Source organism: Insolitispirillum peregrinum (genome assembly GCF_900156605.1).
GTDB lineage: Bacteria > Pseudomonadota > Alphaproteobacteria > Rhodospirillales > Rhodospirillaceae > Insolitispirillum > Insolitispirillum peregrinum.
Genome location: NZ_FTOA01000003.1, coordinates 266,737 through 289,418, shown reverse-complemented (window position 1 = coordinate 289,418; position 22,682 = coordinate 266,737). Strand labels below are relative to the sequence as shown.

Genomic DNA, 22,682 nt, shown 5'->3' with positions numbered 1-22,682 from the left:
TGCACAGACACACGACAACGGATGATGGTCCGATTGGCCATGGCCTAGCACTATTTATCTATAACCCCCGTCTACTGTAGCAATCTGCCGTCCGGGTGTAAAGAATGGCCCCTGTCCGACGATCCCGGCACGGTCCCGGCATGGTCAGGGGATAAAAGGAAGGCTCTTCCCATGTTTCAGGGTGATGGCTCTGATGCGTCGAAGGTGCTCAGGTTAGCGTGATTTTTTTGCCTGTTCAGCACGTTGAAATGCTGCTTCGATGCAGCCCTTGTTCCCGCTTTTGGTCTGGTCCGATGTCCACTGCCATCAACCTGTCGCTTTTGATCAGCGACGAGAAGTGCTTTGAGCTTGTGCGCCATCATCGCTGGCCTGCTGGCGTTCGCTACCCCAAATGCACGAGCCATAATGTGGTGCGCAATGGTCATGACGATCGCCAGCGGGACCGGCAACGCTACCTGTGCCGTGGGTGCGGGGAGAGCGGTTCGACGATCTGACCGGGACAGTTCTGGCCGGGCATCACCAACCGCTGCGGATGTGGGTATTGTGTTTGTATTTCATGGGGTTGAACCTGTCGAACCGGCAGATTTCCGGGGAGCTGGGACTGAATGAGAACGACGTTTAGGTGATGACCGCTCACCTGCGCGCAGGTTTGGTCGCAAAACTCCCTGACATTGTTCTGGAGGGGGAGGTCGAGATCGACGAGGTCTATGTTGTGGCCGGTCACAAAGGTCACCCGGCCGCCGTCCAAAAAAAGGTCGGATGGGCCGCCGCAACCGACTCAAGAGCGCTCGTGGCCGGGGCACGCTGGAGAAGGAAAAACCGCCGATCCTCGGTCTGATCCAACGCAGCAGCCAGGTCGTTCTACGCATGCTGGAGAATGTCCGGCAAGTCACCATCAAACCGGTCATCACCCAATGCATCAAACCCGGAACCAGCGTCTTCACCGACGAGTACCATATCTATACGCGTCTGCCCGACTGGGGATATCACCACAAGACAGTCTGTCACGGGCGTGGTGAATACGCCCGTGATGAGGATGGTGACGGCTTCCATGAGGTTCACGTCAACACCATGGAGGGCTTCTGGTCCCTCCTGCGATCCTGGTTGCGCCCCCATCGCGGAATTTCACAGGAAAAACTGCCGATCTACCTCGCCTTCTTCCGGTTCACCCACAACGTATGCCGAATAGGAAAAGCACTCCTCGGGGCACTGGTCGGCGCATTGGTCGCCTGATGGATTCCCATCACCCCAAAACACGGGAAGAGCCTAATTTAATTGTGCGGTGCTATTAATTGTTTATTAACGGGCTGTAGGCCGAGAATAATTACATGGCGATTCTTGTCGGGAGTTTCATCTGCGGATTTGAATGACAGTACATCAGAAGAAGCAAATTTTACATTTAACTCTGCTGTGCGTGTACTAATTTTTATGGCTGTAACGCGTCCAGTCACGACATAAATGTCATTTTCATTCACTCCCTCAACGGAGGGGGATTGGCATGCTTGTCCCTTGCTTGCGCCTTCTAACGAAACTCCTTCCAAGTGAGCGTCCACGTACCCCTCTTTAGAGGACGCTGCTGCTGTCACACCAAGGGTGTTTGGGAGAGTAGGAATGGCGAATCCACCTTCGGCGGAAACAGAATAGATTTTGCCAAAATCCATGGGTCTATCAAAATATTCAGATTTTAGGCAGTTCGTCCCGACGATTCTTCCTGTGCTAATGTCAATTATATCTCCAAGATTGAAGTCCACCATCATCTCATTATGTATATATTTATTTCCGTCTTTCTTGGATGTTAGTAATTGTATTACGCTTTTCACATCCGTGGTCGGCTCATTGTAATATTGGGTGCCAAGGAGAGGGGTGCAGGCAGCGCTAAATGCAGCCATAGCAATAGGCGCAAGCCACGTCCGGATCATTTTTTTACCCCAACTAGCTCGGCAATGATCAGATAACCGTCTGAATAAGCGTAAGCAACATTCGTATGGGTAAAACTTGGATATATGAATGTCCTCCAGGCATTCTCTCCATCGTCTGGGTTTTTTGTCAAAATACTTAGCATTTCGTCATCGTAGTGATCATAGCCAGCATCTACACCAAGTCTTGGTATGTCATGTGTAAGGCAAACATGTACATGATATTCGGATACATCCTGTCTAGCGCAATTGCGCTCAATAGCATTGTAAGGCATTGATATTGCGCCCATCAAAACGCCGCCTGCGTGTATGGTTCTCTCCAACGTAGGGCAAGGCGCTTTCCTCTCGATACATGCCGACAATTCTGCTATGACTGGCAGTGATTCATGTATGCCTATTTTTATATTAGCTACTCTTACAGCTGCAGAGTTGGCGCCGTCCATTGCATGCCAATTTTTTAATTCCTGGCTTTGATCAACATAAGTTGACGATGTGCAGGCGCTTACAAGGACGCAAAATATAAAACTAGAGGAGCGCCGGAGATGTGGGTGCATTATATGTCTCGCCTATCTAAATTTTGACAAATGCGAATGTCTTCTTTTTAATAAATATTAAGGTATTCCTTCTTCTATAGCAATAGGTTCTTCCCGTGTTTCGGGGTGATGGCTTTGGTGCGTCGAAGGGGCTCCGGTTAGGCCGATCCTCGGTCTGATCCAACGCAGCGGCCAAGTTGTTCTACGCATGCTGGAGGATGTCCGGCAAGTCACCATCAAACCGGTCATCACCCAATGCATCAAACCCGGAACCAGAGTCTTCACCGACGAGTACCATATCTATACGCGTCTGCCCGACTGGGGATATCCCCATAAGACAGTCTGTCACGGGCGTGGTGAATACGCCCGTGATGAGGATGGTGACGGCTTCCATGAGGTTCACGCCAACACGATGGAGGGCTTCTGGTCTCTCCTGCGGTCCTGGTTGCGCCCCCATCGCAGAATTTCACAGGAGAAACTGCCGATCTACCTCGCCTTCTTCCGGTTCACCCACAACGTATGCCGAATAGGAAAAGCACTCCTCGGCGCATTGGTCGCCTGATGGATTCCCATCACCCCAAAACACGGGAAGAGCCAAAGGAAAATTCATCAGAAATATCAATGCCTATTGCGCTGCGAGCTGTCGCGGCAGAGGAATCACTCTGGTCACGGACTGGACAACATCCTCAACACTCAGGGCAGCCAGACAGACCGCATCGTGCAGACAGGGAGACAGCGCCTGTCCGACACGGCCACACGGCTGGCACTCCAGCCCCCGCCGCAGCACTTCCCCCGGCACATCGCGCCAGGGCGGATCCCATGCCGCTGGCGTCGGCCCAGCCACCGCCACCCACGGCACGCCCTGTGCCGCGGCCAGTTGCAGCGGGCCGGAATGGCAGCCGACAAAACCGTGTGCCCCGGCCAGCAGGGCGGTCAGGTCAACCAGATCATAGTCGCCCTCATCGACCAGTCGCCACGGAAAGCCGTAAAGCGCGGTCAATCGCCCGGCCAGATCGTGAAAGGACAGCTCTCCCCACCGCTGCAACAACGACCCCGCCCCGCTGTGGATCACGCCATAGCTGTCAGCGCTGGCACCATCGTAACCGTCCTCTTGCCAGTCTCCGGCATCGTCACCGGCTTCCAGCGCAAACAGGTCAACCGCAAAGGGGTCCAGCGACTGCCGCAACGGTGCCACCCGCTGCAACGGCATGGTCGGCCATTCCAGCAACAGCCGGGCAAAATCACACAGCACATCAGGGACCGGACGATCCTCCTGATAGGGCAGGACAACATGCAGGTCGCGCTGCTCTGCCGCTGTGCCACAGGCAAACCCGACCACTTTCGGGCTGACCCGACGCGCCAGCGCCGACACGGCACGGCCCTGACAGGGTGCAACCAGGGCCACATCCACCGGACCAATCTGCTTGACCAGCGCAGGCACCCGCAAGGCCCGCCCCAAACCGCCCAGCGCCTCGGGGGTGATGGCGACCGGCCGGACACCGGGAATACTGGTGGCGATGAAGCCAGCCAGACGGGGGGCGCACAAAACGGTGATGACCGGATCATCCAGCCCGTCCGTCAGCGCCTCCAGCGTTGGCAGGATTGCCACCGCTTCCCCCAATCCCCCCGTACAGCAGACCAGAACGCGCATGCACTCAAACTCCGTTTAGGGGCGAATGGCCCGAACTGTGTCCTTAGACCAGCGTGCGTTAAACCTGACGCAGGCACGCTGATCTAACCTTTTGTTCTGTCGCATTGTTGTTGCGAAAACCGGTTCCCACTTTTCGCACAATGCTGGTTTTTTCATGCCGCATTGTTGTTGCGAAAACCGGTTCCCACTTTTCACACAATGCTCCAAGACCCGCAGGCCACCACCCCGTCATTCCGGGACTTATATTGTGCCGGGTACGACCGCTGTCACTATCGTTCCTGACGGAAAAGTGAACAAGGGTTTCCAATCCCCTTTTTCCGGTCGTCATAAGACAGCAATCCTGCACCGACAAAAATCGGGAAATCGCCTGAAAAAAGTGCGCTTTCGCCCTTGACCTTTTTGGCGGCAATCCTAAATACTCTCGTATAGCAGTTGGGTATTCCCCTCCCCCTCCCTGACGCTATCGAGAAGTCCCTATCTCCTCTTCTCTCCTCCGGGCTACCCCTTGGCCCACACAAAAAAACGGCGAGCAGTCCCCCCCTGCTCGCCGTTATTCTTTTGTGCTCCTTGCAGATCAGCCAGAGGTCACACCGGCTTTTTCAGCACCCGCAACAGCACCGCCGAGACAATCGTCCCGACCACCAGCGCCGCCACATAGCCACCCAGATGGGTCACCGCATTGGGGATCGGCAGCACAAACACCCCACCATGCGGCACGCGCTGTTCCGAACCGACCGACATCACGATCGCCCCGGTCACCGCCGCCCCGACCATCAGCGACGGGATCACCCGCAGCGGATCACGGGCGGCAAAGGGGATGGCGCCTTCGGTGATAAAGGCCAGCCCCAGCACGGCGGCGGCCTTGCCTGCTTCGCGTTCATCGGTGGTAAAGCGGTCCGGGAACAGGCGGCAGGCCAGCGCCAGAGCCAGCGGCGGCACCATCCCGGCCGCCATCGCCGCCGCCATCGGCCCATAGACTTCGCTGGAAATCAGCGCGGTTGAAAAGGCATAGGCTGCCTTGTTGACCGGCCCGCCCATGTCAAAGGCCATCATGGCGCCGATGATCAGCCCCAGCACAATCGCGCTGCTGGCCTGCATCGACTTCAGCCAGGCAGTCAGGGCAGCCAGGATTTCCGCCACCGGACCACCGACGACGTAGATCATCAGCAAACCAGTGATCAGCGTCCCCAGCACCGGCAGGATCAGCACCGGCTTCAGGCCTTCCAGATTGCGGTGCAGACGGATGCTGCGGTTCATCCACGCAACACTGTAGCCCGCAATGAACCCGGCCACGATCCCGCCGAGGAACCCGGCCCCCAGCGTGCTGGCCATCACCCCGCCGATCATGCCCGGCGCAATGCCCGGCCGGTCGGCAATCGAAAAGGCGATATAGCCCGCCAACGCCGGAACCATCAGGGTAAAGGCCCCCTTGGCACCAATCTGGAACAGCGCATGGGCCAGGGTTCCGGCATGGGCATCGTCATAGGCATAGATCCCGCCCAGCGCAAAGGCCACCGCAATCAGCAACCCGCCCGCCACCACGAACGGCAGCATGAACGACACCCCGGTCATCAGGTGGCGATAAGGGCCACTCATCTGCCCCCGGCGCTCGGCCTTCAGGTGGGCGACCTGCTCGCTCAGGGTTTCAGTACTGTCTGATCCGGCCTGATCCGCTCCGTACACCGTCGCTTCGGCCAGCGCCTGGGTGATAAAGGCCGCACCGCCGCCGATCGCCGCCTTGGTTCCGCTTTGATACAGGCGCTTGCCGACAAAGCGGCTCAGTTCGACCTGCGTGTCGGCGGCAATGATCACCAGATCGGCGGCCTTGATCTCGTCTGCGGTCAGGGTATCGCGCGCGCCAACCGATCCTTGCGTTTCGATACGCACCGCATGGCCCAGCGCCATCCCTCCCTGCTGCACGGCCTCGGCGGCCATGAAGGTGTGGGCGATGCCGGTCGGACACGAGGTAATTCCGACAATCCGCAGCGGCCCGGACGCCGGGACGGGGGTGGGGGTGGGGGTGGGGGTGGGGGTGGCAGCAGCAGACAATCCCCGCCGCAAGACGGCATGCGGATCGTTCAGCACCTCTTCCAGCGACACCACCGACCGCCGCAACGAACCAAAGCGGCTGTCTTCATGATCGCCTTCGCCAATCAGCAGGACAGCTTCGGCGCTATCAAGCTCCGAGGCTGCCAGCGGAGACTGAACCTGCCCGCCAAGACGGATTTCGATGTCCAGGCGGTGCTTGTCCCGCTGGGCTGCCTTGCGCAGAGCCTCGGCAGCCAGCACGGCCAGCGTAGAAAAATTACCCCCGGCAATGACCGCTAACAGATGGGCCATCATGTCCTCCTGTGGTATCTGCCGTTTACCCTGTCATCTGGCGGGCGCTGTCGGCAGAATTGTTTTTTCTCGTATGATGAATGCGGCATCCGCAGCCCGTCAGGCACAGACCTCGATCGCTACCGTCGCCGCCAGTGCCTCGATGGTGGCGCGCGGCGGCAGGTTGGGCCCCAGCCGCTCCAGCTTGCCGACTGCAAAGGCGGTCGACAGGCGGGCAATCCGTTCCAGCCCCGGGAGTGTTTCCGGGTTGGCGTCTTCCCACAGGGCCGCCGTCAATCCGGCAACCATCGCATCGCCAGCCCCCACCGTGCTGAGCGGCCGCACCACCGGCAGAGCCGCCCGGATCGCCAGCGAGGACGAGACATAGACAGCCCCCTCTGCCCCCAACGATACCACAACCAGCGCAATCCCGCGCCGGTTCAGCCGCCGGGCGGCAGTCAGGATGGCCTCCAGCGTGTCGAGAGGCGTGGCCGCCCACTGTTCCAGCTCGGCCCGGTTGGGCTTGATGCACAGCGGCAAGGTCCGTTCGGGCGCGGCCAGCGCCGCACTCAACGGGACGCCGCTGGTATCGAGAATCAGCCGCCCGCCAAACCGGCGGATTTCGGCCCCCACCGAGGCATAAACCGCCGGGTCCATCCCCTGCGGCACGCTGCCAGCAGCCACCACCAGCGGTGCACTGTCGGCCGGATAGTCCTGCAACAGCCCGATGACGGTTTCCCGCACCTGCTCGCGCACCGCCCCCAGCACCGTCTCGCCCAGCACCAGACCGGGCAGATTGATATCGGTGGTGTCGGCGTTGCTCTGGTCGGCGATCTTGATGTTGACGCGGGTTTCCCCGTCCACCCGAACGCAGTGGTCCGCAATCCCCTTGTCGGCAAACAGCGCCTCGAAGGGCTGGGCATTGGCCCGCCCCAGAATGCCGGTCGCCGCAACCGGAACGCCCCAGTCGGCCAGACAGCTTGCCACATTGATCCCCTTGCCACCGGCATTGGTATGCACGGCACTGGCCCGGTGAACGGTCCCCGGCTGGAGACGATCAAGGGTGATCGTCTGGTCCAGAGCCGGGTTGAAGGTCAGCGTCAGAACGGTTGACATCATGCCACCCCTTCCAGGGTCCGCACCGCATCGGCGGTTTCGCAGGCCAGCGCCTGCGCCGCCACCTGCTGCGCCTGCGCCAGACTGACGGTGCGCAACCGCGCCTTGACCGCCGGAATGTCGCGCGGGGTCATCGACAGTTCATCGACCCCCAGCCCCAGCAGCACCGTCGCCCCGAACGGATCACCGGCAATGCCGCCACACACCCCGACCCAGCGACCCTGGGCCTTGGCACCGTCAACGGTGGCGCGGATCAACCGCAGAACCGCCGGGTGCAGGCTGTCGGCTTCGGCAGCCAGATCGGGATGCTGCCGGTCAATCGCCAGCGTGTACTGGGTCAGGTCATTGGTGCCGATCGAGAAAAAGTCCACATGGCGGGCCAGCACATCGGCCATCATCGCCGCCGCCGGAACCTCGACCATGATGCCAACCGGCACCACCGGAGCCTGAAGCTCTTGCCGGATCTGTTCGCAGGTTTCGCGCAGGGTCAGGATTTCCGACACGCTGGTGATCATCGGGAACATGATCGACAGCGCCGCGCCATCGCGGGCGGCGCGATACAACGCCCGCACCTGCGGCTCCAGCAGATCGGGCGAGCGCAACAGCAGACGCGAGCCGCGCACGCCGAGGAACGGGTTTTCTTCGCGCGGCAATTTCAGGTGCGCAACCTGCTTGTCGCCACCAATATCCAGCGCCCGCACGATCAGCGGGCGGCCGTCAAGCGCCTGCCCCATCGCCAGATAGGCCGCTGCCTGCTCGTCTTCGTCCGGGGCATGATCCCGTTCGAGGAACAGGAACTCGGTCCGCATCAAGCCGACCCCGTCAGCCCCTTGCGACAAGGCCATCGCAGCCTGATCGGCCCGGTTGATGTTGGCGGCAATTTCGATGCGATGACCATCGGTGGTGGTGGCTGGCAGACTGCGTTGCTGTTCTTCGGCTGCCCGCTGGTCGGCCAACTGCTGCTGCCACTGGTGCGCCGAGTCCAGATCGGCAGCGGTCGGATTCAGATACAGGCAGCCCGTATCCCCATCCAGAATACCGATGGTCCCGCTGGCAATCGACAGCAATCCGCTGTCCCCGCCAACCATCGCCGGCAATCCCAGCGTCCGCGCCAGAATGGCTGTGTGCGAGGTCGGCCCGCCCAGAGCGGTTGCCAGACCGGCAATCCGCTCCTGATCCAGACCGGCAGTGTCGGACGGCGACAGGTCTTCGGCAATCAGGATCACCGGCTCGTTCGGCAAAGCAGTCAATGAACCCAGTGGTAGGGACGGCTCCAGCCGGGCCAGAACCCGCCGCCCGACATCGCGGATATCCGCCGCCCGCGCCGCCAGCACCGGGCTGCCAACGGCGGCCAGACGGTTGGCCAGTTGCTCGACCGCCTGATGCCAGGCCCAAGCCACCCCGTGACCATCGACCATCATCTGGCAGGTCAGCGTCACCAGCTCGGGGTCATTGAGCAGTTCGCTGTGGGCCTTGAAGATCGCCGCTTCGGGTTCGCCCAGCCGACGGGCGGTGTCATCGGCCAGCGTGTGCAGGCTTTCCTGCGTCAGGATCAACGCCTGTTGCAGACGGTTGCCACCCTCGACCAGCGACTGCGGCACATCCGGCACCTCCAGACGCTGTTCGGCAATCACATGGACCGGTGCCACCGCCAGTCCGGGGCTGGCGGTCAGACCACTGAAACGGGGCAGAGAGCTGACCGGCTGCCAGCGTGGCCGGGCCGCCCGTGCGGCTTCCCGCCGTTCGGCCTGCGCCGCATCGGCCTTTTCCTGACTGCTCAGGCGGGTAATCACCGTCCGCATGCGGGCAATGGCGGCGGCGGCATCTTCGCCCTGCGCCGAGATCACCAGCGCATCCCCGCAACGCGCCCCCAGTTGCAACAGTGGCACCAGCGCCTTGGCATCGGCGGCCTCACGGCCCAGACGAACCTGAATCCGGCTGCTGAATCCCTTGGCGGCCTCGACCCAGGCATTGGCCGGACGGGCATGCAGGCCGTTGGGGTAGTCCACCGTCCAGGCAAAGCATTCCGGCAGGTCCTGCGCCGCAATCCCGTTGGCCCCCATCGCCCGGTCTTCGGACAAGGCGCGGACAATCACCGCTGCCGAACCGGTGGCAAACAGGTCGGCCATCGCAGCATCATCCTGCATCAGGCGGGTCAGACGGCGCAGCAGGGCAATATGAGCATCGGACTGGGCGGCAATCGCCACCACCAGCCGCGCCTGCTGACCGGCATTCCAGTCAACCCCCTGCGGAACCTGCAATACCGCCACACCGGTCTGCCGGATCAGGGCACGGTCTTCGACCATCCCGTGGGGAATGGCGACGCCATGCCCGAGGAAGGTATTCGAGACCTGCTCGCGGCGGTAAAAGCTGTCAACATAGGCCGGATCAATACATCCGGCGGCGACCAGCATCTGGGCGGCCTGAGCAATGGCGTCATTCTTGTCAACCGGCTGCGCAGCCAGGCGCACCAGTTCAGGACGAACGACGGAAGACGGACTGGAAAGAGACATGGCGTTCCTCGCATGAGCTTCTTGCCGGAAGGCTCTGGCGGGGAGGAACCGCTGCGCCCTGCCGGGGGAGTTTGGTCAGCGCAGGACATCCACCTCGTGCAAACGGACCCTCCGCGCCCGCCCGTAGCGGGTCATCGCCCCCCGAAGGGGCCGGGCGAGCACGGAGGCATCCGGCGGCAAGACGCTTGGGCAACATCACAACAGCTAAAAGCGGGGGACACCTGATGTGACGCTGAGGCAAGCCCGACGGGAGGAACGCCCTGGCCGATACCTCTAGTGAAAACGATTACAATCACGCTGTCAATGGCCCTTTTCTCATACATGAAAGATTTTATTCACGTATACTCAAACAACTTTTGCGGTGCAAAACATGCCTTTACCTTGCGTTCCGGCCCAAAGTCCGGCACCATCGGACAACCCTTTGAAAACGATCCCAGCTTGACAATGACCAGTATCAAAGACGTCGCCCTCCATGCCGGAGTTTCGGTGGCTACCGTGTCCCGTGCCCTGGGAAATGGTCCGGTCAGCGCAGCCTTGCGCGAACGTGTCGAGGCCGCCATTGCCGCGACCGGCTATCATCCCAACCTGTCGGCCCGCCGACTCCGCTCCCAGCACACCCGGACGGTGGGGCTGGTGGTGTCTGACATCCGCAACCCGTTTTTCACCGCCGTCAGCCGGGCAGTCGAAGAAGCCGCCTATCAGGCCGACATGCGGGTCATTCTGTGCAATACCGATGAAAATCCCGAACGCGAGGCCCTGTACCTGCGCCTGATGCAGGAAGAACGGGTCAGCGGGATGATCTATGCGCCGACCAGCACCATGAGCAACCGCCTGCCAGCCAACGGCTTTGGCTTTCCGACCGTGCTGATCGACCGCTGCCCGGAAGACTGCTCCTATGACGCGGTGGTGCTGGACAATCACGAGGCTGCCAGCCAACTGGTGCAGCATCTTCTGGCGCAGGGCTATCGCCACATTGGCGGCCTGTTCGGCAATACGTCAACCACCGGGGCACAGCGTCACGCCGGCTTTGCCGAAACGCTGGCCGCAGCAGGTCTGCCCGCCCCGACCCGTTTCATCGCCCCCCGCACCGAAGCCGCCGAGAGCGCGACCCGCGACTGGTTGGTCAGCGGTCAGCATCCGCAGGCCCTGCTGGCCAGCAACGGGCAAATTCTGGCCGGGATGGTCCGCGCCCTGCGCAACCTGCGGACACAGATCCCGCACGAACTGGCGGTGGTCGGCTTTGACAACGAACCATGGACCGAACTGGTCGGCCCCGGCCTGACGGTGATCGAACAACCGGTGGACGAAATCGGGCAGACCGCCATGGACCTGTTGTTTGAACGGATGAAAACCCCCACCCGCCCGGCCCGCCGCATCGTCCTGCAAGGGCGCTGTATTGTCCGGGGTTCCAGCATTACCCGATAAGAGACCACGATAAAAAAAAGGGCGCTGCACCATGGCAGCGCCCTTTTTTTTATCGTCAGCCCCCCATTACAGGAACGTCTGCCCCCCCAGTTCGACCACCCGGTTGGGCGGCAACTGGAAATAGTCAGTGGCACTGGCCGCCGTGCGCGCCATCCAGCTGAACAGGCCAGCTTTCCACCACGGCAACGGCGAGCGGCCATTGACCATAATGTTGTCGCGCGACAGGAAATAGGACATCGCCAGCGGCTCGTAAAAGAACCCCAACTGGGCCTCGGTCGCCCGCGCCAGAGTGCGCGGAATGTTGATCGCTTCCATATAGCCATAGCGCAGGAACATCCGCTGCACCCCCGGCGACAGCTCGTGGCGCACCACTTTCTGCTCCTGCGGGATCACCGGCACCTCTTCCATTGATACGGTCAGGAAGATCATCCGCTCGTGGATCACCTTGTTGTGCTTGACGTTATGCAGCAACGACAGCGGCGCCCCCTGCCCCGGCCCCATCAGGAACACCGCATGGCCCGGGACCCGCACCGTGGATGGTGACAGGTGTGACAGGAAATCCTCCAGCGGCATGGAGTCCTGTTCCTGCGCCGCCGCCAAAGCCCGACGCCCGGCCTGCCACGCCATCATGATCACAAACAACACCGCCGCAATCACCAGCGGCAACCAGCCACCATCCGGCACCTTGATGATGTTGGCTGAAAACAGCGCCACATCCAGCATGCCGAACACCAGACAAGCGACCACGATCCGCCACATCGCCCATTTCCACAGATACCGCATCGCCACGGCGATCATCATCAGGGTGATCACCATCACCGTGGTCACCGCCACCCCATAGGCGGCGGCCAGATTCGACGAGGTCTGGAAAATCGGCACCAGGGCGACGACCACCACCATCAGCGTCCAGTTGACGAACGGGATGTAAATCTGCCCCATGTGGTCTTTCGAGGTATGAACGATCCGCATCCGCGGCAGGAACCCCAGATGGATGGCCTGCCAGGTCAGCGAGAATGCCCCCGAAATCACCGCCTGCGAAGCAATGATGGTGGCAAAGGTCGCCAGAATCACCATCGGCACCAGCATGATCTTGGGGACCATGTAAAAGAACGGATTCCCGACCAGCGTCGGGTCATGCAGGATCAGCGCCCCCTGCCCGAGATAGTTCAGGATCAGCGACGGCAAGACGATCAGATACCAGGTCAGGCGGATTGGCCGCCGCCCGAAATGCCCCATGTCGGCATACAGGGCCTCGGCGCCGGTAATCGCCAGCACCACCGACCCCAGCACGGAAAAGCCATGCAACCCATTGGTCATCAGGAACTTGATGGCGTAATGCGGACTGAACGCCGCCATCACCGCCGGAGCCTGCCCGATGGTACGCACCCCCAGATAGCCAATCGCCAGAAACCATACCAGCGTGATCGGGCCAAACACCTTGCCAACACCATCGGTCCCCAGCCGTTGCATGGCGAACAGACCGATCAGGATGGCAACGGTAATCACATCGACATAGCTGTCCATTTGGGGTAGGGCGATTTCCAGCCCTTCGATGGCCGACATCACCGACATGGCGGGGGTAATGACGCTGTCACCGTAAAACAGGCAGGCAGCCAGCAAGCCCAGAATGGTGACCACCCCGGACAGACGCGGCTTGTCGGTCAGAACACGATGAATCACCGACAGCAAGGCGAACGCGCCACCTTCGCCACGGTTATCCGCTCGCATCACAAAAACGACATATTTGGTGGATACCACCAGCGTGATTGACCAGATGGCCAGCGACAGAATCCCCAGCACATTCGCCTGACTGATGGGAAGGCCGTGTTCCGGAGAAAATGATTCCTTCAGGGCGTAAAGAGGGCTGGTTCCAATGTCACCAAAAACAACACCCAGCGCCCCCAGCATCAAGGCAGACAAGGCGGGGGGGCGGGAGGCGGTGGAGTCCTGAGTCACGATTGCTCTCGATGGCAGCCTCAATCAACCTTCCATGCTTAGCACCTTTGCGCGGTGCAGCAAGGAGAATATTTTCCCGTCTTTATCCTTTCGGAGTCGGACCGAAAGATGATTGTGCACTGCCGCATTTTCGGAATGGCAGCCATGAAAAGACCACAGCTTGTCTGTTTTCACAGGTGACGTAACGTCATGGTGCTTTTTCCTTGCCGTGATTCGTCTTATCCAACATTACTCATTCGTAACCAATGAAACAGTTTTCCAGCGAAGCTGTTCCATACGCTATCGCCTTGAGAAAGTTCTATTATGCGTAAAATTGAATATTTAGTGAGTGTATTCAAGCACCCCACCATGCGCACAAAAATTACAAAAGATGCCTGATCAAACATTATAAAATAATAACCGTATTATAGGGACCTCTACGTTCTGTCGTTTGCAAGCCCGCTCTCTTTTGATAAGAGGCTATCGCGTCCTGGCGCGTGGGGATCGGGAAACCACCCCCAAAGAGAGAGAGAGGCCCGCAAGGGTGGCCACGGACGGGTTTACAGGAGAACGGAATGCACACGCCTCATTCGGCCCCCGTGCCGCACGGCAAGATCCCATTTTACAAGATGCTCTATGTGCAGGTGCTGGTGGCGATCGCCATTGGTATCGCCCTTGGACATTTTTACCCCTCGCTTGGCGTCGAGCTGAAGCCGCTGGGGGATGCCTTCATTCGTCTGGTGAAGATGATCATCGCGCCGGTGATCTTCCTGACCGTGGCAACCGGCATTGCCGGGATGTCTGATTTGCAAAAGGTCGGTCGCGTTGCGGGTAAGGCAATGCTGTACTTCCTGACCTTTTCGACCCTGGCGCTGATCATCGGCCTGGTGGTGGCAAACGTTGTCCATCCGGGCAGCGGGATGAACATCGACCCCAAGACCCTTGATGCCAAGGCCGTCGCCGATTACGCCACCAAGGCGCATGAACAGACGGTGGTGAAGTTCCTGATGGACATCATCCCGACCACCATTGTCGGGGCGTTCTCCAGCGGGGACATTCTGCAGGTGCTGTTCTTCTCGGTGCTGTTCGGCATTTCGCTGGCGATGATCGGTGATCAGGCCCGCCCGGTGACCGAATTCCTGCATGGTCTGACCCTGCCGATCTTCAAGCTGGTGGCGATCCTGATGAAGGCTGCCCCGATCGGTGCCTTTGGGGCGATGGCCTTTACCATCGGCAAGTACGGAATCGCCTCGATTTCCAACCTGCTGTTCCTGATCGGGACCTTTTACTTCACATCCCTGCTGTTCGTGCTGGTGGTTCTGGGGGCGGTTGCCAAGTACAACGGCTTCTCGATTTTTGCGCTGCTGCGTTACATCCGTGAAGAGCTGCTGCTGGTTCTGGGTACCTCGTCGTCCGAAGCCGCCCTGCCCAGCCTGATGGAAAAGATGGAAAAGGCCGGCTGCAAGCGTTCGGTCGTTGGTCTGGTGATCCCCACCGGCTATTCCTTCAACCTTGACGGCACCAACATCTACATGACCCTCGCCGCCCTGTTTATCGCCCAGGCGATGAACATCGACCTGTCGATCGGCGACCAGATCACCCTGCTGCTGGTGGCGATGCTCAGCTCCAAGGGCGCGGCCGGGATCACCGGTGCAGGCTTCATCACCCTCGCCGCCACCCTGTCGGTGGTGCCGTCGGTGCCGGTCACCGGCATGGTGCTGATCCTTGGTGTTGACCGCTTCATGTCCGAATGCCGTGCCCTGACCAACTTTGTTGGCAACGCGGTGGCGACCATCGTTGTTGCCCGTTGGGAAAAAGAACTGGATACCGAAAAGCTGCAGGCGGCCCTGGCCAAAAAGGCCTGACGACCCCTGCAGTTTGTTTCCGTGCTGAACGACGCCGCTGCGCACACTCGCAGCGGCGTTTTTCATTTTTGGCTCATGCGATGAAAAAGATCATTTTTCATGCAATTTAATTGACCGCACAATAAAACATCATACAGTGCAACACCACAGGTAGACTCATGCGACAAAAAGTATAATCACCATCTTTTCAAGGGTTTCCCGCCATGCCGGATCGCATCCTTGGCCTTGCCACCAAAATGTCAGACCTGACCACCGCCAAAGTCGGCGAAATTCAAGGCGTGACCAGAGCCACCAGATTGCTGGCCCTGAACGCCCTGATCGAAGCCACCCGTGCGGGCGACGCCGGGAAAGGTTTTGCAGTGGTGGCCCACGAGGTGAACGGCATTTCAGAACGGGTGACCAAAATCGCCCACGAACTGCGCCTGATGTTCGAACACGAGGTGGCAGAGCTGCAAAGCACCGCCGAGCAGGTGCGCGGGGCCCGGCTGGCCGATCTGGCGTCCTATGTGATCGAAGTGATCGACCGCAACCTGTACGAACGCTCGTGCGATGTGCGCTGGTGGGCCACCGACAGTGCGATGACCGACCTGTGCAGCCAGCCAGATGACGCTGTGGCACGACAGCACGCGAACCAGCGGCTGGCAGTGATTTTGGGGGCCTATACGGTTTATCTCGATTTGTGGGTCACCGATGCCGACGGCACCATCATCGCCAGTGGTCGCCCGGACCAGTATCCCGTCACGGGTCAGTCGGTACGCCACGAGCGCTGGTTCCAGGCGGCGATGAAGACCGCCTCGGGTGATGACTTTGTCGTCGATGACATCCGGCGCGCGCCTTTGCTGGGAGACCGCCCCGTAGCCACCTATGCCACCGCCATCCGCGCCGACAGTGCCAGCAACAGCCCGGCCATCGGTACGTTGGGCATCTTTTTCGACTGGGAAACCCAATCGGCCTCGGTGGTCAACTCGCTGCGCCTGACCGAAGAAGAAAAAAGCCGCACCCGTGTTGTTCTGCTGGACCGCACCCATCATGTGATCGCCGCCTCGGACAATCGCGGAGTGCTGGAAGAGCACTTTCCCCTGCGCCTGATCGACGGCACCCGTGGCAGCTATGGCCAACCTGACGGCACCATGATCGGCTATGCCCTGACGCCGGGTTTTGAAACCTATCGCGGGCTGGGGTGGTATGGCGTGCTGGTGCAATCGCCCGCCCCAACCGGACAGGGCTATTATTTCACCTGACCCTCTGCTGCCATTGCAGGGGCGGGCCACAGGGTCGGAATGCGATCGGTCAGCCAGTATGCCAGCAGTCCAACGACTTCATGCCCCAACAGCCCCCCTGCGCTGAATCCTTCGCGACGGCCCACACCCCATTCCACCTGTGGCGGGGTGCGATAGTCCACCGCCCACGGCTGGGGCACCCAGCCCGTTGCCTGAAAACAGCCAACCGCCCGCGCCATGTGAAAGGCCGAGGTGATCAGCACCCATTTGTCCGCTGGACGGTCGTGAAGCAGGGCAGCAACCTCACGGGCATTTTCCGCCGTGTTGCGCGATCTGGTTTCCAGCACGATCCGTGCCGGGTCCAGCCCCAGACCGGTGGCAAGCCGATAGGCCAGCTCGCCCTCGTTTTCCCCTTGCGGGTCCAGCAGCCCGGAAAAGCCGCTGAACACCACCTTGGCACGGGGATAGTCGCGCGCCAGCCGCAGGGCTTCGGTGAATCGCTCGGCCCCGCTGCCCAGCACGATTTCCCCCCGGCCATTGTTGCTGGCAGCCTGATCAATGGCCCCGCCCAGCACAATGATCCCTTCGGGGCCGTCATCCTGCTGCCAGACCGTAGCGTGCGGTATGCGGTTTTCCAGCCAGTTCAACCCCATCGGGGCCAGTGTTGAATAATCGCCAACCCCCAGCCACAGCAATGCCAGCACCAGCCAGACCCCCGGGCTTCGCTTGCGCAGACTGGCCAGCAATGCCAGCGCCAGCAGGACCAGCAACAGGAATTGCGGAGACAGGGCAACGCTCAGGACTTTGGACAAGACAAAAAACATCGCCACCTCCAGCAGGGGCAGAGCAGAGCATCCGGTAAACGGTCAGCTCAGACAGTGGTTATCCGGCTCCAGCGGCGGCGGCAGGTCGTCATCGCCCAACTGCTCGCGCAGCAACCGTTCAACGGACCGGCAAATGGCACTCAGCGGCAGGTCATTGGGCGACATGCCAAACGGCTCCTCGATTTCGTCCCCCAGAGCATCGAGGCCGAAAAAGGTATAGGACACAATCGCCACCACCACCGGCGTCATGAAGCCGATGGTATCGACCAGCCCGAACGGCAACAGCAGGCAGTACAGATACGCCGTACGGTGCAGCATCAGGGTATAGGAAAACGGCAGCGGCGTATGCTTGATGCGTTCGCAGGCCCCCACCACCCGCTGCAAGGCACTCAGGCCCTTGTCCAGCTCCATGGCGGTAATTTCCCGCAAGCGCCCGTCCTGCTGCCATTGATCGAACTGGCGGGCCATCTGGTGCAGCAGCGATTCCGGGCGATGCTGGGCCTTCAGACAGCGGCTCAGGTCTTCGTCGGACAGGTGCGGGGTGATGTCCGGTTGCGGATCGGTATCGCGCAGATGATGCCGCAGGGCATGGGAAAAAGCGATCAGGCGGCGAACCTGCGTGTCCTGTTCGGGGTCCTGATGGGTGCCGCTGTGGCGGAAATCGGTCGGATTGGCATAGGCCAGAATCTGGCGGCACAGCACCCGGGTCTGGATGACCAGTTCGCCCCACAGCTTGCGGCCTTCCCAATAGCGGTCATAGGTGGCCGAATTGCGGAACCCGAGGAAAATCGCCAGTGCCAGCCCGATCAGGGTGAACGGAATGGTGGTCAGGGTGATTTTGACCTTGAACAGATTGCCGTGCACATAGGTCACCGCAATGGCCAGCAAGGTATTCACCAGCAACGACCAGCGGATCGAATAAAGAATCGACCCCCGGACAATGAAAAAGAGCTGCCACCCGCGCGGGCGTTTCCGGACAATCACCGCCGTATCCCTTAACCTGTGGAAAGTCAGGGGCTGACGGAGACAGGCTTTTGTTCCAGATCATCCTGGATGTCGATCACCTGCACCGGCGCCCCCGGAGCGAACACGCAGCGAACCGAGGCGCTGGCGATCAGATCAGGTACCGTAATTACACGAGTGATCCCATTGCTAAAATCGCGGAACGGCGCTGCAACAGTCGCACAGCGATCCACCGGCGCAGGGACCCCCGGCGCAATCGAGGACTCCGAGCACAGCCGCAACACCAGCCCGCTATCGGCATAATCAAGGAACAACAGATATGGCGGCGGTATAACCTGTGAGCGATCCTTCACCCGTGCCGCCAGCCCAACGCCAATGGTTTTGGCTTCGCCGCGCACCACCTCAAAGCCCACCGGTGCCAGCGGCAGACCACCGACGGCCTCGCCGCCCTGCGATTCCTCCAGCGCGCATTCCAGAATGTCCCCCAAGCGGGCACGCTTGCGGCGCGCATCGACCCGAATGTTGCGGGCGCTTTCACTGATTGCCGACAGGGCGGCATTGCGCGATGCCTCGAGGCTCAGGCTGCTGCTCAGGGCATCAACCTCGGCCTGCTTGTCGAGCGCCAGTTGCTGCTGTTCCGGCGTCAGGCTGTCCCATTCGTCCGGCGACAGGTCGAGCGGTGCAGAGGCACAGGCCGACAGCGCCAGGGCCGCCATCCCGGCAAGGGCACGCCAGACAGGGCGAACGACTGTCTGCAACTGGTGTCTGCGGGGGTACGACGTCATCGGGGCGCCCTTGGAAAATCAGAAAACATCAAACACGTCAGATGATAAAAAACAAGACCGCCCTCCCCTGACAGACGACACATGCCGCCTGCCAGAGAAGAACCGGCCTTGTCAAACACGGCCTGCGGCCAGCGTGCGTTAGAGCAAATCCCGAGCAGATGGATGCATCTGCGACGACGTATTTGCTAGAAACACAAGATGTTAGAGCGTTTGACCCGATTCAGGGAAAACGGAAAACGCTCTAACCGCGCGCCAGCTTGCCCAGACGCAGACGCAAGGCGTTCAGGCGAATGAAGCCGTTGGCGTCGTACTGGTCATAGACGGTGTCTTCTTCGAAGGTCACATAGTCCATGCGGTACAGCGAAACCGGCGACTTGCGGCCAACCACCGAGGCATTGCCCTTGTACAGCTTCAGACGAACGACACCGGTGACGTTCTTCTGGGTCTGGTCGATCAGGGCCTGCAGGGCCAGACGTTCCGGCGCGTACCAGAAGCCGTTATAGATCAGCTCGGCGTACTTCGGCATCACGCCGTCCTTGAGGTGAGCTTCCTCACGGTCGAGGGTGATGCTTTCCATCGCACGGTGGGCGATGTGCAGGATGGTGCCACCCGGGGTTTCGTACACGCCGCGCGACTTCATGCCGACAAAGCGGTTTTCCACCAGATCCAGACGGCCCACGCCATGCTTGCCGCCCAGCGCGTTCAGCCTGGTCAGCAGGGCAGCCGGTGACAGCTTTTCGCCATTGACGGCAACGGCGTCACCACCGACGAATTCGATTTCGATGTATTCCGGGGTGTCCGGCGCCTTTTCCGGCGACACGGTCAGGCGGAACATGTCGTCATCGGGCTGAACCCACGGATCTTCCAGCGCCTTGCCTTCATAGGAAATGTGCAGCAGGTTGGCGTCCATCGAGTACGGAGCGTCGCCGTGCTTGTCCTTCGGCACCGGAATCTGGTGCTTCATGGCATAGTCGATCAGCTTGGTCCGGCTGTTCAGGTCCCACTCGCGCCACGGCGCAATGACCTTGATGTCGGGCTTCAGGGCGTAGGCGGTCAGTTCAAAGCGAACCTGATCGTTCCCCTTGCCGGTGGCACCGTGCGAAATGGCATCGGCCCCGGTGGCCTGCGCGATTTCGATCAGGCGCTTGCCGATCAGCGGACGGGCAATCGAGGTGCCCAGCAGGTAGACGCCTTCGTAGAGGGCGTTGGCGCGCATCATCGGGAACACGAAGTCACGCACGAACTCTTCGCGCAGGTCTTCGATGTGAATTTCCTTGATGCCCAGCATCTCGGCCTTGGCGCGAGCCGGTTCCAGCTCTTCGCCCTGACCGATGTCGGCGGTGAAGGTCACCACTTCGCAGTTATAGGTGTCTTGCAGCCACTTCAGAATGATCGAGGTGTCAAGACCACCCGAATAGGCCAGTACGACCTTTTTAATGTCGCCCTTACTCATGGGAACGCCCCTTTAGGAACGGATGAAAACAGAAAACGCGCCGGAGTATAGGGGAGCCAATCGGCAAACAAAAGGCCCCGCGCCACCGGCAGGGCCTCTTTTTGCCGCAACCACCCCTGTAAACGGGGGTTATTTCCCGTCGCTCAGGTCCGGGTCATCCAGCTGCCCAAAGATGGTTTTCACCCCGTCGCCCCACTGGCGGCGCAGATTGCCCCAGTACGGATCAGTCTCGGCATAGCGGCGACGCCACGAGATGCGGCATTCATCGGTGCGGATCACCGCCACATCGATCGGGCAGCCCACCGACAGGTTCGAACGCATGGTTGAATCAACGCTGACCAGCGCGCACTTCACCGCCTCGGGCAGCGGGGTCAGTGGATTGACCACCCGGTCAAGAATCGGCTTGCCGTACTTGGTTTCGCCGATCTGCAGGAAATTGGTGTCGGAACTGGCCTCGATGAAATTGCCCGCCGAGTAAACCATGAACAGCCGCATCGGCCCGCCCTTGATCTGCCCGGCCAGCAGGAACGACGCCACAAAGTCGCTCCCCTGCTGCTTCAGGCGCTCGGCATCGCGGTCATAGACCTTGCGCACCGCATCGCCGACCAGTTGCGCTGCCACCGTCATGCCGGGGCAGGTCAACAGGGTGCCCTGCTTCTTGCGGGCCGCGGCTTCGGCTTTGGGCAGGCGCACCTTGTCCTCCAGATGGGACACAACCGCCTGGGTGATCGCCAGATTCCCGGCTGACAGCAGGATGATTGCCCGCTCGCCGGGCTGTTCCCACACCCGCATCTTCTGGAATTGTGCCACATGATCGACCCCGGCATTGGTCCGGCTGTCGGACATCATCACCAGCCCGGCATCAAGGGAAATTCCAAGGCAATACGTCATTCCTACCCCCGCATCAAAGCATCCCTGACCCCGGACACACCGCCCGACTCATACAGGGCACACATACCAGTACGGCAGAGCCTGTACCCCACACCCGTTCGGCATGGCAGGCAAAATCTGCAAAGCGGCCGCACTCTACCAGCCCGGCAGCAGGTCGAAAAGAGGGCCTTCGGGATTGCAACACGAGGGGTTCCGCCCGTCTTTCAATGCCTTCGCACGACAGTCACAGGCTGGCACGCCCAAAGGTGTCGATCACCCAAAACGGATGTTCATTTTTTTCAGAACCACTCCGCAGGATAAAATATGTTTTTACAGTGATATTTTCATCAAAAGCTCCGCAAACGGGTGACAAGCCTGTTTAACGACCCCATGATAGGGAGCGATGCAGACAGCACGCATCCGTCGTCTCTATGGTTCATTTCTTCATCTGACAGGTGCCATATCCGTTTCACCCCTGCCACAAACAGGAGACCGCATGACCAAGACCGTTCATCCGTCCACTCTGCGAGCCGACACCCCGTACAGTGACAGCGACCGCCCCTTTGGCGGCATCAGCTTTCTACACACGGCACCGGGACATGTTGCCACGTTTGGTGCCCTGATGACCGATCTGGCACCGGAAATTCCCGTCCGCCACGAAGTCGCCCGCTCGGATCTCGCCACCGCCCGCCATCGCGGCGCCCTGACGGCCGATCTGGCCGAGCACGCCTATACGGCCTTTGATCATCTGGCCGAACGCGGAGCCCGCGTGCTGGTGTGTACCTGCGCCACGCTGGGGCCCTGTGCCGAACGCTACGGCGAGCAAAACCCCGACATTCTGGTGCAGCGCATTGACCATGCCGCCGCCGAGCACGCCTATTTCGCTGCCTGCGAAGGGTCAGGCGTGGTCCACGTCGCCGCCTGTCTGGCCGGCACCTTTGCCCCTACACTGGCCCTGTTTGCCGCTCTTGAAAGCCGCGTGCGTGCCGGCATCACCGTTCGCCCGCTGCTGTTGCCCGAACCGTGGAGCCTGTTTCAGGACGGCCTGCGGCGGGATTTCCGGCACTCGATTGCCGACGCCATCACCCTGATGGTGCCTGCCGGGGGCGTCATCCTGCTCAACCAGCCGTCGATGGCCGGAGCCGCACCGCTGCTGCCCGCTGATCGCTATCAGGTGGTCTCCAGCCCCCTGCCGGGGGTCCGCGCCGCCATTCAGGCATGGCGTCAACTTGCCGCAGCCGACGCACGGGGGTAAGGTGGGGAGCCAATTCCTCCCCCTCCCTCGACAGGAGCA

Annotated in this window: 19 protein-coding genes; 7 read left to right on the top strand and 12 right to left on the bottom strand. The window is 60.6% G+C overall.

What is annotated here, in order from left to right:
• The first annotated feature begins 248 nt into the window (after positions 1 to 248).
• Positions 249 to 494, top strand: a complete 246-nt coding sequence (locus BW995_RS20975) for a transposase (RefSeq protein WP_407656315.1) — start codon at positions 249 to 251, stop codon at positions 492 to 494.
• Between the two features lie 265 nt (positions 495 to 759).
• Positions 760 to 1,233, top strand: a complete 474-nt coding sequence (locus tag BW995_RS20970; RefSeq protein WP_217696065.1) for an IS1595 family transposase — start codon at positions 760 to 762, stop codon at positions 1,231 to 1,233.
• Between the two features lie 38 nt (positions 1,234 to 1,271).
• On the opposite strand, the gene BW995_RS20460 is transcribed toward BW995_RS20970, so the two are convergent.
• Together BW995_RS20460 and BW995_RS20455 are read right to left on the bottom strand one after the other, a co-directional pair.
• Positions 1,272 to 1,919: a hypothetical protein gene (locus tag BW995_RS20460; RefSeq protein ID WP_139332842.1), complete on the bottom strand. Its 648-nt coding sequence runs from the start codon at positions 1,917 to 1,919 to the stop codon at positions 1,272 to 1,274.
• Positions 1,916 to 2,359, bottom strand: coding sequence for a hypothetical protein (locus BW995_RS20455; protein WP_139332841.1), 444 nt, complete (start codon positions 2,357 to 2,359; stop codon positions 1,916 to 1,918). Before BW995_RS20455 ends, BW995_RS20460 begins: the two co-directional genes overlap by 4 nt.
• 256 nt (positions 2,360 to 2,615) lie before the next feature.
• Here BW995_RS20455 and BW995_RS09040 point away from each other — a divergent pair, with 256 nt between their 5' ends.
• Complete coding sequence (locus BW995_RS09040; protein ID WP_217696069.1) at positions 2,616 to 3,011, top strand: transposase; 396 nt, start codon at positions 2,616 to 2,618, stop codon at positions 3,009 to 3,011.
• Between the two features lie 63 nt (positions 3,012 to 3,074).
• On the opposite strand, the gene BW995_RS09035 is transcribed toward BW995_RS09040, so the two are convergent.
• The 4 genes from BW995_RS09035 to ptsP all read right to left on the bottom strand — a co-directional run bounded on the left by BW995_RS09035 (position 3,075) and on the right by ptsP (position 10,048).
• Positions 3,075 to 4,100 (bottom strand): glycosyltransferase family 9 protein, encoded by a 1,026-nt coding sequence (locus BW995_RS09035; RefSeq protein ID WP_076399870.1) that lies wholly within the window; start codon positions 4,098 to 4,100, stop codon positions 3,075 to 3,077.
• A gap of 585 nt (positions 4,101 to 4,685) precedes the next feature.
• Positions 4,686 to 6,440, bottom strand: a complete 1,755-nt coding sequence (locus tag BW995_RS09030) for a fructose-specific PTS transporter subunit EIIC (protein ID WP_076399869.1) — start codon at positions 6,438 to 6,440, stop codon at positions 4,686 to 4,688.
• A 99-nt stretch (positions 6,441 to 6,539) separates the two neighbouring features.
• On the bottom strand, positions 6,540 to 7,538 hold the full coding sequence (locus tag BW995_RS09025) for a 1-phosphofructokinase family hexose kinase (RefSeq protein WP_076399868.1): 999 nt from the start codon (positions 7,536 to 7,538) through the stop codon (positions 6,540 to 6,542).
• Positions 7,535 to 10,048, bottom strand: a complete 2,514-nt coding sequence (gene ptsP, locus BW995_RS09020; protein ID WP_076399867.1) for a phosphoenolpyruvate--protein phosphotransferase — start codon at positions 10,046 to 10,048, stop codon at positions 7,535 to 7,537. The genes BW995_RS09025 and ptsP overlap by 4 nt, the downstream gene beginning before the upstream one ends.
• 444 nt (positions 10,049 to 10,492) lie before the next feature.
• Between ptsP and BW995_RS09015 the strand changes: the two genes are divergently transcribed.
• Positions 10,493 to 11,473: a LacI family DNA-binding transcriptional regulator gene (locus BW995_RS09015; RefSeq protein WP_076400417.1), complete on the top strand. Its 981-nt coding sequence runs from the start codon at positions 10,493 to 10,495 to the stop codon at positions 11,471 to 11,473.
• Between the two features lie 66 nt (positions 11,474 to 11,539).
• Here BW995_RS09015 and BW995_RS09010 read toward each other — a convergent pair whose 3' ends face one another.
• On the bottom strand, positions 11,540 to 13,429 hold the full coding sequence (locus tag BW995_RS09010) for a potassium transporter Kup (RefSeq protein WP_322099116.1): 1,890 nt from the start codon (positions 13,427 to 13,429) through the stop codon (positions 11,540 to 11,542).
• A gap of 554 nt (positions 13,430 to 13,983) precedes the next feature.
• On the opposite strand from BW995_RS09010, the gene BW995_RS09005 reads away from it, so the two are divergent.
• Together BW995_RS09005 and BW995_RS09000 are read left to right on the top strand one after the other, a co-directional pair.
• Positions 13,984 to 15,273 (top strand): dicarboxylate/amino acid:cation symporter, encoded by a 1,290-nt coding sequence (locus tag BW995_RS09005; RefSeq protein WP_076399866.1) that lies wholly within the window; start codon positions 13,984 to 13,986, stop codon positions 15,271 to 15,273.
• 203 nt (positions 15,274 to 15,476) lie between these two features.
• Complete coding sequence (locus BW995_RS09000) at positions 15,477 to 16,514, top strand: methyl-accepting chemotaxis protein (protein WP_076399865.1); 1,038 nt, start codon at positions 15,477 to 15,479, stop codon at positions 16,512 to 16,514.
• Here the strand turns inward: BW995_RS09000 and BW995_RS08995 are convergent.
• The 5 genes from BW995_RS08995 to BW995_RS08975 form a co-directional block, all read right to left on the bottom strand.
• On the bottom strand, positions 16,502 to 17,317 hold the full coding sequence (locus tag BW995_RS08995) for a YdcF family protein (RefSeq protein ID WP_076399864.1): 816 nt from the start codon (positions 17,315 to 17,317) through the stop codon (positions 16,502 to 16,504). The two genes, BW995_RS09000 and BW995_RS08995, sit on opposite strands and share 13 nt — an antisense overlap.
• Before the next feature lie 42 nt (positions 17,318 to 17,359).
• Complete coding sequence (locus tag BW995_RS08990) at positions 17,360 to 18,301, bottom strand: bestrophin family protein (protein WP_076399863.1); 942 nt, start codon at positions 18,299 to 18,301, stop codon at positions 17,360 to 17,362.
• Between the two features lie 26 nt (positions 18,302 to 18,327).
• Positions 18,328 to 19,065, bottom strand: a complete 738-nt coding sequence (locus BW995_RS08985) for a hypothetical protein (RefSeq protein WP_139332840.1) — start codon at positions 19,063 to 19,065, stop codon at positions 18,328 to 18,330.
• Between the two features lie 241 nt (positions 19,066 to 19,306).
• Complete coding sequence (locus BW995_RS08980) at positions 19,307 to 20,518, bottom strand: argininosuccinate synthase (protein WP_076399861.1); 1,212 nt, start codon at positions 20,516 to 20,518, stop codon at positions 19,307 to 19,309.
• A gap of 129 nt (positions 20,519 to 20,647) precedes the next feature.
• Complete coding sequence (locus BW995_RS08975; RefSeq protein WP_076399860.1) at positions 20,648 to 21,409, bottom strand: proteasome-type protease; 762 nt, start codon at positions 21,407 to 21,409, stop codon at positions 20,648 to 20,650.
• 475 nt (positions 21,410 to 21,884) lie between these two features.
• On the opposite strand from BW995_RS08975, the gene BW995_RS08970 reads away from it, so the two are divergent.
• Positions 21,885 to 22,643, top strand: coding sequence for a hypothetical protein (locus BW995_RS08970; RefSeq protein ID WP_084194703.1), 759 nt, complete (start codon positions 21,885 to 21,887; stop codon positions 22,641 to 22,643).
• The last annotated feature ends 39 nt before the right edge of the window (positions 22,644 to 22,682 follow it).

Coding starts and splice junctions, on each gene's coding strand:
- BW995_RS09025 (WP_076399868.1), bottom strand. CDS start 7,538: ATGATGTCAACCGTTCTGACGCTGACCTTCAACCCGGCTCTGGACCAG.
- BW995_RS20455 (WP_139332841.1), bottom strand. CDS start 2,359: ATGGACGGCGCCAACTCTGCAGCTGTAAGAGTAGCTAATATAAAAATA.
- BW995_RS09000 (WP_076399865.1), top strand. CDS start 15,477: ATGCCGGATCGCATCCTTGGCCTTGCCACCAAAATGTCAGACCTGACC.
- BW995_RS09015 (WP_076400417.1), top strand. CDS start 10,493: ATGACCAGTATCAAAGACGTCGCCCTCCATGCCGGAGTTTCGGTGGCT.
- ptsP (WP_076399867.1), bottom strand. CDS start 10,048: ATGTCTCTTTCCAGTCCGTCTTCCGTCGTTCGTCCTGAACTGGTGCGC.
- BW995_RS08995 (WP_076399864.1), bottom strand. CDS start 17,317: ATGTTTTTTGTCTTGTCCAAAGTCCTGAGCGTTGCCCTGTCTCCGCAA.
- BW995_RS08980 (WP_076399861.1), bottom strand. CDS start 20,518: ATGAGTAAGGGCGACATTAAAAAGGTCGTACTGGCCTATTCGGGTGGT.
- BW995_RS09030 (WP_076399869.1), bottom strand. CDS start 6,440: ATGGCCCATCTGTTAGCGGTCATTGCCGGGGGTAATTTTTCTACGCTG.
- BW995_RS09005 (WP_076399866.1), top strand. CDS start 13,984: ATGCACACGCCTCATTCGGCCCCCGTGCCGCACGGCAAGATCCCATTT.
- BW995_RS20970 (WP_217696065.1), top strand. CDS start 760: ATGGGCCGCCGCAACCGACTCAAGAGCGCTCGTGGCCGGGGCACGCTG.
- BW995_RS20975 (WP_407656315.1), top strand. CDS start 249: ATGCTGCTTCGATGCAGCCCTTGTTCCCGCTTTTGGTCTGGTCCGATG.
- BW995_RS08975 (WP_076399860.1), bottom strand. CDS start 21,409: ATGACGTATTGCCTTGGAATTTCCCTTGATGCCGGGCTGGTGATGATG.
- BW995_RS08985 (WP_139332840.1), bottom strand. CDS start 19,065: ATGACGTCGTACCCCCGCAGACACCAGTTGCAGACAGTCGTTCGCCCT.
- BW995_RS09035 (WP_076399870.1), bottom strand. CDS start 4,100: ATGCGCGTTCTGGTCTGCTGTACGGGGGGATTGGGGGAAGCGGTGGCA.
- BW995_RS08970 (WP_084194703.1), top strand. CDS start 21,885: ATGACCAAGACCGTTCATCCGTCCACTCTGCGAGCCGACACCCCGTAC.
- BW995_RS20460 (WP_139332842.1), bottom strand. CDS start 1,919: ATGATCCGGACGTGGCTTGCGCCTATTGCTATGGCTGCATTTAGCGCT.